15 protein-coding genes are annotated in these 12,267 nt (G+C 65.9%); 2 read left to right on the top strand and 13 right to left on the bottom strand.

Annotated elements, in window-relative coordinates:
• Positions 1 to 2 precede the first annotated feature (2 nt).
• From ACU0BR_RS03055 to ACU0BR_RS03040, 4 genes are all read right to left on the bottom strand, one after another.
• The gene (locus tag ACU0BR_RS03055; protein WP_446155373.1) at positions 3 to 422 is read right to left on the bottom strand and encodes a PaaI family thioesterase; all 420 of its coding nucleotides are present in this window, start codon (positions 420 to 422) and stop codon (positions 3 to 5) included.
• Positions 423 to 494: 72 nt separating this feature from the next.
• Complete coding sequence (locus tag ACU0BR_RS03050) at positions 495 to 1,970, bottom strand: carboxypeptidase M32 (RefSeq protein ID WP_446155372.1); 1,476 nt, start codon at positions 1,968 to 1,970, stop codon at positions 495 to 497.
• 3 nt (positions 1,971 to 1,973) lie between these two features.
• A complete protein-coding gene (gene ctaA / locus ACU0BR_RS03045; RefSeq protein ID WP_446155371.1) occupies positions 1,974 to 3,113 on the bottom strand; it encodes a heme A synthase in 1,140 nt (379 codons plus the stop codon).
• Positions 3,114 to 3,177: 64 nt separating this feature from the next.
• Complete coding sequence (locus ACU0BR_RS03040) at positions 3,178 to 3,960, bottom strand: RNA methyltransferase (RefSeq protein WP_446155449.1); 783 nt, start codon at positions 3,958 to 3,960, stop codon at positions 3,178 to 3,180.
• Between the two features lie 129 nt (positions 3,961 to 4,089).
• Here ACU0BR_RS03040 and ACU0BR_RS03035 point away from each other — a divergent pair, with 129 nt between their 5' ends.
• A complete protein-coding gene (locus ACU0BR_RS03035) occupies positions 4,090 to 4,710 on the top strand; it encodes a thiamine phosphate synthase (RefSeq protein ID WP_446155370.1) in 621 nt (206 codons plus the stop codon).
• Here the strand turns inward: ACU0BR_RS03035 and ACU0BR_RS03030 are convergent.
• From ACU0BR_RS03030 to ACU0BR_RS03020, 3 genes are all read right to left on the bottom strand, one after another.
• On the bottom strand, positions 4,707 to 5,543 hold the full coding sequence (locus ACU0BR_RS03030) for a lysophospholipid acyltransferase family protein (RefSeq protein WP_446155369.1): 837 nt from the start codon (positions 5,541 to 5,543) through the stop codon (positions 4,707 to 4,709). The two genes, ACU0BR_RS03035 and ACU0BR_RS03030, sit on opposite strands and share 4 nt — an antisense overlap.
• Positions 5,540 to 6,319 carry a GNAT family N-acetyltransferase gene (locus ACU0BR_RS03025; protein ID WP_446155368.1) on the bottom strand — a complete coding sequence of 260 codons (780 nt, stop codon included), beginning with the start codon at positions 6,317 to 6,319 and terminating at the stop codon, positions 5,540 to 5,542. Before ACU0BR_RS03025 ends, ACU0BR_RS03030 begins: the two co-directional genes overlap by 4 nt.
• A gap of 83 nt (positions 6,320 to 6,402) precedes the next feature.
• Positions 6,403 to 6,588, bottom strand: a complete 186-nt coding sequence (locus tag ACU0BR_RS03020; RefSeq protein ID WP_446155367.1) for a DUF3553 domain-containing protein — start codon at positions 6,586 to 6,588, stop codon at positions 6,403 to 6,405.
• 23 nt (positions 6,589 to 6,611) lie between these two features.
• Between ACU0BR_RS03020 and ACU0BR_RS03015 the strand changes: the two genes are divergently transcribed.
• On the top strand, positions 6,612 to 7,262 hold the full coding sequence (locus tag ACU0BR_RS03015) for a histidine phosphotransferase family protein (protein ID WP_446155366.1): 651 nt from the start codon (positions 6,612 to 6,614) through the stop codon (positions 7,260 to 7,262).
• Between the two features lie 23 nt (positions 7,263 to 7,285).
• On the opposite strand, the gene ACU0BR_RS03010 is transcribed toward ACU0BR_RS03015, so the two are convergent.
• From ACU0BR_RS03010 to rplU, 6 genes are all read right to left on the bottom strand, one after another.
• Positions 7,286 to 8,545 (bottom strand): glutamate-5-semialdehyde dehydrogenase, encoded by a 1,260-nt coding sequence (locus ACU0BR_RS03010; protein WP_446155365.1) that lies wholly within the window; start codon positions 8,543 to 8,545, stop codon positions 7,286 to 7,288.
• Positions 8,542 to 9,648: a glutamate 5-kinase gene (proB, locus tag ACU0BR_RS03005; protein ID WP_446155364.1), complete on the bottom strand. Its 1,107-nt coding sequence runs from the start codon at positions 9,646 to 9,648 to the stop codon at positions 8,542 to 8,544. The genes ACU0BR_RS03010 and proB overlap by 4 nt, the downstream gene beginning before the upstream one ends.
• Entirely contained in the window at positions 9,636 to 10,676 is a 1,041-nt protein-coding gene (gene obgE / locus ACU0BR_RS03000) for a GTPase ObgE (RefSeq protein ID WP_446155363.1), read from the bottom strand. The genes proB and obgE overlap by 13 nt, the downstream gene beginning before the upstream one ends.
• A gap of 51 nt (positions 10,677 to 10,727) precedes the next feature.
• Positions 10,728 to 11,261 (bottom strand): GNAT family N-acetyltransferase, encoded by a 534-nt coding sequence (locus ACU0BR_RS02995; protein ID WP_446155362.1) that lies wholly within the window; start codon positions 11,259 to 11,261, stop codon positions 10,728 to 10,730.
• A gap of 163 nt (positions 11,262 to 11,424) precedes the next feature.
• A complete protein-coding gene (gene rpmA / locus ACU0BR_RS02990) occupies positions 11,425 to 11,694 on the bottom strand; it encodes a 50S ribosomal protein L27 (RefSeq protein ID WP_446155361.1) in 270 nt (89 codons plus the stop codon).
• A gap of 13 nt (positions 11,695 to 11,707) precedes the next feature.
• Positions 11,708 to 12,267: 50S ribosomal protein L21 (gene rplU, locus ACU0BR_RS02985; protein ID WP_446155360.1), on the bottom strand; the 560-nt coding region annotated here is incomplete at its 5' end.

Below are 12,267 nucleotides of genomic sequence, written 5' to 3'. Positions count from 1 at the left end.
GCTCAGCGCGGCGGAATCGCATAGGTCATGCTGGCGCGGGCGACGGGCGGCTCCAGCCCTCGGGAGAACATCATCGCGTCGCCCACCGCCAGCCTGCGCCCGATCTTGAGCAGCCGCGCGTGGGCGATCACGTCGACGGGGCCCGGGCGGCGCATGAAATCCATCGACAGGCTGGTGGTCGCCGCCAGGGCCACCGGCCCGATCCGCGACAGCAGCGACAGGTAAATCGCCACATCGGCCAGCGCGAACATCGACGGGCCGGACACGGTGCCGCCGGGACGCAGGTGGCGATCCTGCACGAGCAGGCGAAGCTGGATGCCGTCTTCCGAAAGCGCCTCGATCGCGAAATCATCCGCCACCTGGGGAAATTCCCGGACAAGGAAGTGCATCAACTCGTCGCGCGTCATCTTCAGCGTGCTCATTCATGTGCCTTTCGTGGGGCGTGGCCTTGGCTCAAGCCGCTGACCGGCGCCGCGCGCGCCGCAGGCCAGACGTCAGAGGTCGTAGAGATCGCCGAACTTGCGTTCCAGATAGCGCAGCAAGGGCGCTTCTGTCGGCAGTGCGCCGGTGGCCTTGGTGATCAGATCGCGCGGCTGCATCAGGCCGCCGTGGCGCTGCACATGGGCGCCCAGCCACGCCGTCGCGGCACTGGTATCGCCGCGCGCCAGATCGTCGTCCAGCCCCGGCACCGCGTCTTGCAGCGTCTCGAACAGGCAGCCCGCATAGACATTGCCCAGGGTGTAGGTGGGGAAATAGCCGAACAGCCCCACCGACCAGTGCACATCCTGAAGGCATCCATTGGACGCGCGATCGACACTCATCCCGAAATCCGCGGCGAAACGGTCGTTCCAGGCGGCTTCCAGATCGCCGACAGCCAGATCGCCCGAAATCAGCGCCCGTTCCAGATCGAAGCGCAGCATGACGTGCAGGTTGTAATGCACCTCGTCGGCCTCGGTGCGGATGAAGCCCGAATGCACCCGGTTCACCGTGCGATAGAAGGCCTCGGCGTCGGGCACGCCGAAATCGCCGAACATCTCGCGCATGCGGCCATAGAGGTATCCGGTAAAGGCGCGGCTGCGCCCGAGCTGGTTTTCGTAGATGCGGCTTTGGCTTTCGTGCACGCCCATCGACGCGCCCTGCCCCAGCGGCGTCAGCAGATAGGCGGCATCTATGGCCTGTTCATAGCAGGCGTGCCCGACCTCGTGGATCGTGGAATAGATGCTGTTGAACGGATCGCCCGTGCTGGTGCGGGTGGTGATGCGCACGTCGCTGCCCGACCCCGAGGAAAACGGATGCACCGCCTTGTCGATGCGCCCGCGCGTGAAATCATAGCCGAAGCTTTGCGCGAGTTCAGCGCTCAGCGCCATCTGTTCGGCCTCGCCAAAGCTGCCGCAGACCGGATCGGGCGCAGGACGCCCCAGGATGCGGGCGCGCAGATCGACCAGACCGGGGCGCAGCGCGTCGAACATCGCACCGATCCGCGCGGCATCGGCGCCCGGTTCGTAATCGTCCAGCAGCGCGTCGTAAAGCGTGCGCCCCTGCGCCAGGGCCGATGCCTCTTCCTGGCGCAGGCGCACGACTTCGGCCAACACGGGCGCGAAAGCGGCAAAATCGTCGGCCGCGCGGGCCTCGGCCCATTTGCCCTGTGCCGCGCTTGTCACGCGGGCCAGCTCGGCCGCCAGCCGCGCGGGCACCAGCGTGCTGCGCCGATGGCTGCGCCGGATCAGACGCAGCTGCGCACGCCCCGCGTCATCAAGCGCCGCCTCATCGATCGCGGCCAGCCAGTCCCGCACGCGCGGGTCCACGCGCCGGGCATGAAGCACGGATTCCATCGCCCCCATCTCCTCGGCACGCTGGGCGGCCGCGCCGCGGGGCATGACGGTTTCCTGATCCCACCCCAGCCGCCCGGCCACTTGGGCCAGCGCCTCGGTTTCGCGCTGGAATTCCATCAACTCGGCGAATGCGGACATGGTTCAACCCCTCACGGATTGGCGGATCGGATAGCGCGACAGAAAGCGCGCCCGCAGGATCAAAACCCACAGGACCACCGCGCCCAGCTGGTGCAGGATGCCCAGCTGCCAGGGCGCGCTGTACATCACCGTGACGATCCCCAGCGTCAGCTGCGCCACCAGCATCAGCGCGATTGCGTCAAAGGCACGCCGGGTCCGGCGATTGGCGCTCTTGCGGCCGCGGACCCAGACGAACATGCCGAAAATGAACAGCAGATACCCCGCAATCCGGTGCATGAACTGCACCAGCGCGTCGTTTTCGAAGAAATTGCGCCAAAGCGGGTCGAGCTGGAACGGATAAGGCGGCAGCAGGCTGCCCGCCATCATCGGCCAGTCGGTATAGTTGCGCCCCGCGTCGATCCCCGCCACCAGCGCGCCCAGCAGGATTTGCAGGAACGCCAGATGCAAAAGCCCCGTCGACATGCCATAGGCGCGCCGGTCGCCTTCGCGGCGGACCTGCATCAGCTCCGCCTCCGGGCGGGTCAGACGCATCGCGTACCACGCGAGCACGCCCAGAATCACGAAGGCCAGCCCCAGATGCAGCGCCAGCCGATAGGACGCCACGTCGAGCATCGCGCCGCTCAAACCCGATGACACCATCCACCAGCCTAGCGCCCCCTGAAGCCCGCCCAGCACCCCCGGCACCAGCAGCCGCCCGGTCCAGCCGACGGGAATGCGCCGCGTCGCCCAGAAGAAGAGGAACCCCAGCGCCCAGACCAGCCCGATGGCGCGCCCCAGCTGCCGGTGCCCCCATTCCCACCAGTAGATGGATTTGAATTCCGACAGGCTCATCCCTTTGTTTTGCAACTGATATTCTGGGATAGCCTGGTATTTCGTGAATTCGGATTGCCAGGCGGCCTCGTTCATCGGCGGCAAGGCGCCCGTAACGGGTTTCCATTCGGTGATCGACAGGCCGCTGTCGGTCAGCCGTGTCAGCCCGCCGACCGCGATCATGACGACGACCATCGCGAACAGCAGGTAAAGCCAGATCCTGATTCCCCGGCGCGCGCCGGGGCGGGAGCGTTCGATCAGCCCCGGTGTCGGGGCGGCCCGCGCCGTGCTGTCTGTGCCGACTTCTTCGAAGATGCTGCGTTTTTGTGCCATCGGACCCTCCGGTTCAGGCGAGAGTATGGGGCGCGCAAGACGCCATCAAGCGTGACACCTTGCCCTACTCGGTGTCACGGCGCGCGCGGCGCCGGTCCAGCGCCCGCAGGATGCCGTGAGAGATGCGCACATCGGCCGAGGTCAGCGGCAGGCGCGACAGCAGGTTGCGCAGGTTCAGCTTCATCGCCGGGGCCTTGTGGGCGGGCCAGAAGAAATGCGCGGCCTCCAGTTTTTCCTCCAGGTGGTCCTGCAACTTGTCGACCTCGATGGCGCTGGCGCGCCGGGTGCGGCACAGCTCCTCCACCTCGGGCGGGACGGTGTCGTGCTGACGGCGCCACTCATAGGCAAGCAGCAGCACGCATTGCGCGAGGTTGAGCGAGGCGAACGCCGGATTGACGGGCACCGAAACGATGGCGTTGGCCCGTGCGATGTCGGCGTTTTCGAGGCCCGCGCGTTCCGGTCCGAACAGAAAACCGACCTGCTGGCCCGCCGCCAGCAGCGCGCGGGCGTGGGCCATCGCACGTTCCGGGGTCATCACCGGCTTGATCATGTCGCGCGGCCGCGCGGTGGTGGCGAAGACGTAGGAACAATCGGCGAGCGCCTCGGCGGTGGTGTCGTGCACGCTCACCCCGTCCAGCACGCGGCCCGCCCCGCTCGACAGGGCCGCGGCCTTCGGGTTGGGCCATCCGTCGCGCGGGGCGACCAGACGCATGCGGTCCAGCCCGAAGTTCCGCATCGCCCCGGCCGCCGCGCCGATGTTCTCGCCCATCTGCGGCTGCACCAGAACCAGCGCGGGCTGCGGCCCGTCCCATTCCACCGCCTTTTCCGAATGATCCGTCCCGGCCATCTGCGCCTTTCCCATGAATTCGGCCGAGGGATACGCCGCAGCCGTGAAAGGCGCAAGCCGCCGCAATCCCGTAGCCAAGGCGGATTTTCCTCTCTATAGAGCAGCCAACCCCGCCAAGGAGGATGGATCATGGCCGAAACAGAGCGTCCGCAGCTTTATCTGATCACACCGCCCGAAGTGGAATTGTCCACCTTTCCCGACAGTTTGGCGCGCGTCCTTGATGCCGCGGAAATCGCTTGCGTCAGGCTCGAGCTGTCCAGTTCGGACGAGGATCGCATCGCCCGCACCGCCGACGGTCTGCGTGCTGTCTGCCATGAGCGGGACGTGGCGATCGTGATCGACACGCATGTGCGCCTGGTCGAGCGGCTGGGCCTTGACGGTGTACATCTGTCGCAGAAAGCGGCCTCGATCCGCAGCCTGCGCGAAGACCTGGGCGAAGACGCGATCATCGGGGCGTTCTGCGGCAATTCACGCCACGACGGGCTGAGCGCCGGAGAGGCGGGCGCCGATTACGTCTCCTTCGGGCCGGTGGGTCGGACGGCGCTGGGAACGGGCACCCAGGCCGAAACGGATCTTTTCGCCTGGTGGTCCGAAGTCATCGAGATCCCGGTCGTTGCCGAAGGTGCGCTGAGCGTGGAAAAGATCTCGGAAATAGCGGCCTACACGGATTTCTTCGCCTTCGGTCAGGAGATCTGGAAATGCCCCGACCCCGCGGCGGAACTGGCGCGGCTGATTGCCGCGATGGATTAGGCCTCCGCGCCCCGGTCCGAAGGCATCGCCCCGCGCACCTGAGCTTCGCAATAGGCCGCGAGCGCCTTGCGGTCGGCGAAATCGCGCGCGGCGACTGCGGGATGGCATATCAACGTGACCGATCCCTGGCGCGGCGCGGCGAGTATCTTCAGGAAATGCGGGCCGAAGTCCATGTCCCCCCACCAGCCATAAAACCGCGCGTCGCTCGATCGCGGCGCGTGATAAATGACGGAAATGGGTTGGATACGGGCCCGCATCTTGAGGTCTTTGTCAAAGAAAGCCGCAAAGAGACTTGATTTAAAAGGCAAAACACGCAATCCGTCCGTACTTGTTCCCTCGGGGAAGAAAAGCAGCTTGTGCCGATCCGCAAGCCGTTGCGCGAACAGTCGCCTTTGCTGCGCTGCCTCCGCGACGGAGCGATTGATGAAAACTGTCCCTGTCGCCCGCGCCAGCCAACCGATGAAAGGCCAGCGCGCCACCTCCGACTTTGAGACAAAATAGAGCCGCGTCGCGGCGTTAAGCACGAAAATATCGAGCCAAGAGGAATGGTTGGCGACCATGGCGTCAGCACCCGATGAAAACTTGCCCTCGACGCGACAGGCAATCCCGAAGATCCGAAGAACAAGCCGACATACGGTTTGCGTGATATGGGGCGTGAACGGACGCTCCGCCCCGAACACCGGCCGTTCGATCAGGCGCAAAGTCATCAGAACGATCAAGCCTGTGAAGATAACCAGTGCGATTACAATACCTTTCAGGAAGGCCCTCAACCACCCTGAAAAGCTGATCCTGGCTGCGGGCGGCTGCTCTCGCGACTGCCATGTCGCGCTCACAGCGCCGCCCCGGCAAGATAGGTTTCACTGCGCTTGGCCGACATGCGGGCGGTATCCATCACCAGAAAAACATCCGTCGTGTTGAAGGCATGATCGACAAAGGCCCCTTCGCCCACCTGGCCGCCCAGGCGCAGGTAAGCCTTTATCAACGCGGGCGTTTGGCGTATTGCCGCAACCCGGTCGATGGCCTCGTATTCCATCAGGTCCATCGGTCGCGCCGCAGGACCGATCGCGCGCGCGCGCAGGGGCTGCTCGGCCAGGTGACGATGGTGCAGCCACGACAGCGGCTGTTTCAGGGCCTGAATGTCGGTGCCATGGAAACTGGCGACGCCGAACAGGATTTCCGACCCTTTATCAGCGATATAGCGGGCCAACCCGTTCCAGAGGTAGAACATCGCATGCCCGTCGCGATAGGCCTGGTCCACGCAGGATCGCCCCAGCTCCAGCAATCTGCGCCGACCCTTTTTCAATACGCCAAGATCGTATTCGCTCTCAGAATAGAAACCGCCCGTCGCATGGGTGCGCGTGCCCGGCAGCAGCCGGTAGACGCCGATCACATGGTCCAGCCGTGCCGCGTCGCGGCGGGTGTCGACGAGGATCAGATTGTCTACATGTCGGTCGAAGCGATCTCTTTCCAGGCGGGCGTCATGGTCGACCTCGGCGCCGTCGCCGCCCAGCTCCTCGACGAAGACGCGATAGCGAAGATGCTGCGCGGCGCGGATGTCCTCGGCGGAGCGCGCGATACGCAGTTGCAGATGAGGCTCCGGCTCAATCATGCGGCGGGCTTCCGCGGTCTGATTTGACACCACCGGGGGTTGTTTTTACTGTTAACCGAAATTTCAGCCGCTTGCGCATAGCATTATTTGTCGAAGACCGGCACAAGCTGAATTCGGGAGCCATTGATGACAACCTTTCCCTCCTGTTCAAAATTAACCGTGATCTTTCCGTTGATGTTCGACTGGACCTGGCCGGTGCCCCATTCGGCGCGATTGGGGTGGCGCACCAGCATCCCCGGCTCCAGCATGGCGTTCAGATCGTCGCTCATCGGTGGACCCGCGCGGTGGTGTCATGGCTGACGCATTGGATTACGCGGGGCTGGTCAGCGCGCGCATCTGCCATGATATCGTCAATCCGCTGGGCGCCATCGGCAACGGGCTGGAACTGTTGATGATGGAAACGCGCAGCGTCGGGCCGGAGCTCGCGCTGATGCAGGACAGCTTTCGCAGCGCGGATGCCAAGGTGCGTTTTCTGCGCGTGGCTTTCGGTCATCACGACGCGGCGGAGCAGATGCAGATCCGCGAGGCGATCGCGATCGCCCATGCCGCATTCGCCGACAGCCGCGTCCTGCTGGACTGGGCGGCGCCCGAGGGGGGGGGCGACGCCACGGTGGACCGCGCGCGGGTGCGGGCGATATTTCTGGCGCTGCAATGCGTGCAGACCGCCCTGCCCTTCGGCGGTGAATGCCGCGTGGCGGCGCTGGCCGGATCGGGCGACGGGCTGGCCGGATCGGGCGACGGGCGCCGCGCCTGGCGTATCAGCGGCCATTCCGACCGGCTGCGCATCGACGCTGCGCTGTGGGATATGCTGGGGACCGGCAGGATGGCGGCCGCCCCGAACCCCGCACAAATCCATTTCCTGCTTTTGGCCGAACATCAGGCGCGCTGGCCCGTGGGGCTGCACCTGCGCCATGGCGACGGCAGCGTCACGCTCGAACTTTGACGCCGCGGGCGCGGTGCAGGCAATCATCCGTCGCGCAGGGTGCCGTCGCCGGTCACCACATATTTGAAGCTCGTCAGCTGTTCGGCCCCCACCGGGCCGCGGGCGTGCAGCTTGCCGGTGGCGATGCCGATTTCCGCGCCCATGCCGAACTCCCCGCCGTCGGCGAATTGGGTGGACGCGTTGCGCATCAGGATGGCGCTATCGAGCTGCGTCAGGAACCTGTCGGCGGTGGCGTCATCCTCGGTAAGGATGCATTCGGTGTGGCTTGAGCCGTAGCGGCGGATATGCGCGATCGCGCCGTCGACGTCGGGCACGACGCGCGCGGCCACGATCATGTCGAGGAACTCGCGCCCGAAATCATCCTCCGTGGCGGCGACGCTGCCGTTCAACCCGGCACCCGCGCGCACCTCGACGCCGGCGCGCATCAAGTCCGACATGATCGTCTGTCCCAGATCCGATGCAATCGCCTCGTCGATCAGGACGCATTCGACGGCACCGCAAATGCCCGGGCGGCGGGTCTTGGCGTTCAGCACCACCGCGCGGGCCTTCTCCGGGTCGGCGTGGCGATCGACGTAGATGTGGCAGATCCCTTCGAGATGGGCAAAGACCGGAACCCGGGCTTCCTTCTGCACCAGGCCGACCAGACCCTTGCCGCCGCGCGGCACGATCACGTCGATAAAATCCACCAGGCCCAGCATCTGCGCGACGGCGGCGCGGTCCCGCGTCGGCACGCGCTGAATCGCATCGGCGGGCAGGCCTGCGGAATCCAGACCGGCAACCAGACAGGCATGGATGACGCCGGAGGAGTGAAAGCTCTCCGACCCCCCGCGCAGGATGACGGCATTGCCCGCCTTGACGCAAAGCGCGCCCGCATCCGCCGTCACGTTGGGGCGGGATTCGTAGATCACGCCGATCACCCCCAGCGGGGTGCGGACACGGCGGATGTTCAGCCCCGTGGGACGGTCCCATTCGGCAATGGTCTGGCCGACCGGGTCGGGTTGCTCGGCGATGGTGCGCAGGCTGTCCATCATCGCGCGGATGCGGTCCTCGTCGAGGCGCAGCCGGTCCATCATCGCCTCGCTGAGCCCCTTTTCGCGGCCATAGTCGAGATCACGCGCATTGGCCTCCAGGATCTCGGCGCGCCGGTTCCAAAGGTATTCTGCCGCCCCGATCAGCGCGGCATGCTTGCGTTCGGCGCTTGCGGTGGCCAGCCTGGCGGCGGCCGCCTTGGCGCGGGCGCCCATGTCGCGCATCAGGGCGCCGATATCCTCAAGGTCCTTCATAACACCATATCATCCCTGTGTATGAACGCGGCGCGTCCCGGATAGCCCAGAATGGATTCAATGTCACCAGAGCGTCGGCCCTGCAACAACACGGCCTCGTCATAGGTGTAGCGCGTCAGCCCGATGCCCAGCCGCCTGCCCGAAACGTTCTGGATCGCGACGGGATCGCCGCGGCCGAAACGCCCCTCGACGCGGACGATGCCCGCGGGGAGCAGGGATTTGCCCCGGCCGAGCGCGCGTTCCGCGCCGCCGTCGACGGTGACCGCGCCCTGCGGCTTCATCGCTGTGATCCAGCGTTTGCGGGCGGCCTTGGGATCGTTTTCGGCCAGAAACCAGGTCGCGGGGGCGCCCGCGGCCAGCGCCGAGAGCGGCCGATCGCGCGATCCTTCGGTGATCGCCATCGCGCAGCCCGCGCCGGTGGCGGTCTTGGCTGCCATCACCTTGGTCTTCATCCCGCCCTTCGACAGGCCCGAGCCCGCGTCGCCGGCCATCGCCTCGATCTCGGGGGTGATGGCGGCCACCTGATCCAGGCGGCGCGCGCCCGGATCGATCTGCGGATTGGCGGTATAAAGCCCGTCGACATCCGACAGCAGCACCAGCTGATCGGCGCCCACCGTCACCGCCACCTGCGCGGCCAGCCTGTCGTTGTCGCCAAAGCGGATTTCATCGGTGGCGATGGTGTCGTTTTCGTTGACGATGGGCACCACGCCCAGGCTCAGCAGCTGCGCCAGCGTGGCGCGCGAATTCAGATAGCGGCGGCGATCGGCGGAATCTTCCAGCGTGACAAGCACCTGCGCGGTGATGATGCCATGCGGCTGCAACACTTCCTCATAGGCGCGGGCCAGCCGGATCTGGCCCACCGCGGCGGCGGCCTGCGATTGTTCCAGCGCCAGTGCCCCGTAGCCGAGCCCCAGAACACCCCGCCCCAGCGCGATGGAGCCGGAGGAGACAAGGACCACATCCGTGCCTGCCGCCTTCAGCATCGCCACATCCAACGCCAGACCCGAAAGCCAGTCCTGCCGCAGCCCGCCGCCGACCCGGTCCACCAGCAGCGCCGAGCCGATCTTGACGACCAGCCTGCGCGCCTGGCTCAGGGACGCCATGCGTCCGGCTCCGGCTCTTCCGCACGGCGCTGCCGCAGCCGGTCCTGTCTGATTTCGGCGCGGCAGGCGCGCAGCACCTCGCTCAAGCCTTCCTTGCTGACGCCCGACATCAGCAGCACCGGGCCGCCGCTCGCGGTCTCAAGCGCCGCGCGGCGTTCGGCGCGTTCGTCATCGTCCAGCGCGTCGATCTTGTTGAGCGCGGTGATGCGCGGCTTACGGGCCAGATCGCCGCCATAGGCTTCGAGTTCGGTGATGATGGTGGTGTAATCCGCCGCCACATCCTCGGCCGTGCCATCGACCAGATGCAACAGCACCGAGCACCGCTCGACATGGCCCAGAAAGCGGTCGCCGATGCCGCGGCCCTCATGCGCACCGGCGATAAGCCCGGGGATGTCGGCGACCACGAATTCGGCATTGTCGATGCCCACGACCCCCAGGTTTGGGTGCAGCGTGGTGAACGGATAATCCGCGATCTTGGGCCGCGCATTGGATGAGGCCGCAAGGAAGGTCGACTTGCCCGCGTTGGGCAGGCCGAGCAGGCCGACATCGGCAATCAGTTTCAGCCGCAGCCAGAGCGTGCGTTCCACCCCGGGCTGGCCCGCATTCGCACGGCGGGGCGCCTGGTTGGTGGAGGTCTTGAAATGCAAGTTGCCGAAACCGCCGTTGCCGCCGCGCGCCAGGATCACCCGCTGGCCCACCTCGGTCATGTCGGCGATCACCGTCTCTTCGTCCTCGTCGAGGATCTCGGTGCCGACGGGCACGCGCAGCACGATATCGTCCCCGTCCGCGCCGGTGCGCTGCTTGCCCATGCCGGGAACGCCGTTCTTGGCAAAGAAATGCTGCTGATAGCGAAAATCGATGAGCGTGTTCAGCCCCTCGACCGCTTCGGCCACGACGTTGCCGCCGCGCCCGCCATCGCCGCCATCCGGGCCGCCGTATTCGATGTATTTTTCACGCCGGAAGCTGGTGCAGCCGCTGCCGCCGCCACCCGAGCGGATGTAAACCTTTGCGAGGTCGAGGAATTTCATAAGGCGTCTCCTGTCGCAAAGGCCGGGACCGTTCCTGGCCCTGTCGCCCGCTTAATACAGTTTCCTGGAATAGGTCCAGGTGGCAACCGTGGCGTTGCGCGCCACGCTGAAGGATTCGGCATCGCCAAGGTAGGCGAAACCGCAATTGGTCAACACGCGCGCCGATCCCGGGTTGTCCTGAAAGACCTCCGCGAAAATCACACGGCAGTTTTGCGGATTGGCCGCGAGCAGCGCCGCCACCGCCTCAGAGGCGAGCCCCGCGTTCCACAGCGCCGGGGCGACCCAATAGCTGATCTCGGATTGTTCACGGTCGATCCGCGCCAGTTCGATGACCCCGAGCACCTCGGAATTATCCGCGACGCTGCCGTCCAGCACCCATACGTCGCGGGTCCGGTCGCTCTGCAATGCGCGGTCGATATGCGCGCGCGCCGCACCGGGAGGCAGCGGGTGCGGAATGGAGCGCGTGCGCTCGGCCACGCGGGCGTCGCTCACGTACATCTCGACCAGACCTTCATCCGACGGCCGGATCGGTCGGATCGTGAACCGTTCGGCCGTAATCGTGGGCTGTTGCACGATCGTATCCATCGCTGGTCTCCTCCGCAAAATCCAGGCCGCACCGCCCGATGACGGGTTTGGGAGGGCATGGTCGCGCATACAGGCGCGTCGCAACAAAAAAATGACTGTGAGAAAATCAAAGGGGACCGGCCCTTCAGCCGATCCCCAGTCGTTTCAACCATTCTGGTTCGGCTTATTCAGCGGCCTCCGCCTGAGGCAAAACCGAAATGAAGGTGCGCCCCTTCATGCCCTTGTGAAAGGTCACGTGGCCTTCCTGCAGCGCGAACAGGGTGTGATCCTTGCCCTGGCCGACGTTCTGGCCCGGCCACCACTTGTTGCCACGCTGGCGCGCGATGATGTTGCCGGGAATGACGGCTTCGCCACCGAATTTCTTGATGCCGAGACGGCGACCGTCAGAGTCGCGACCGTTGCGGGATGAACCGCCTGCTTTCTTGTGTGCCATATGTCGTTACTCCTTACTTCGCGAGGTCTTTGGCCTGGGCAACCCAGCCTTCTTTCTCCGCCTTGGCGGAGATCGAGGCGTCGAGCGCGTCCAGGTCGGCTGCGGTCCAGTCGGCGATCTGGGCGTAGCTGGTCACACCGGCGGCATGCAGCTTCTTCTCCAGCGCCGGACCGACGCCCGACAATTGCTTGAGGTCATCCTGAGCGGCATCGGCCTTGGGCTCTGCCTTTGCCTTGGGCGCGGCCTTTGCCTTGGCGGGTTTGGCCTTGGCTGCGGGCGCTTCGGCATCCGCCGGTTTCGCGCGCGGCAGGCCGCCGGTTCCGACAGCGGCCTTGACGCCCGAGCCATCGGCGCCCGATGCCAGGATGTCGGTGACGCGCAGGACGGTCAGCTGCTGACGGTGACCCTTGGTGCGCTTGGACGAATGCTTGCGCCGACGCTTGACGAAGTGCAGCACCTTCTCGCCCTTGATCTGACCCAGCACTTCGGCCTGGACAGCCGCGCCGGCGATCGTCGGCGCACCCAGCGTCGTCTCATCGCCGCCGAGCATCATGATATCGTTGAACTGGACGG

The organism is Brevirhabdus sp. (assembly GCF_052826345.1).
The sequence above is the reverse complement of the archived record's forward strand: the minus strand, read 5'-3'. Positions and strand labels throughout refer to the sequence as shown.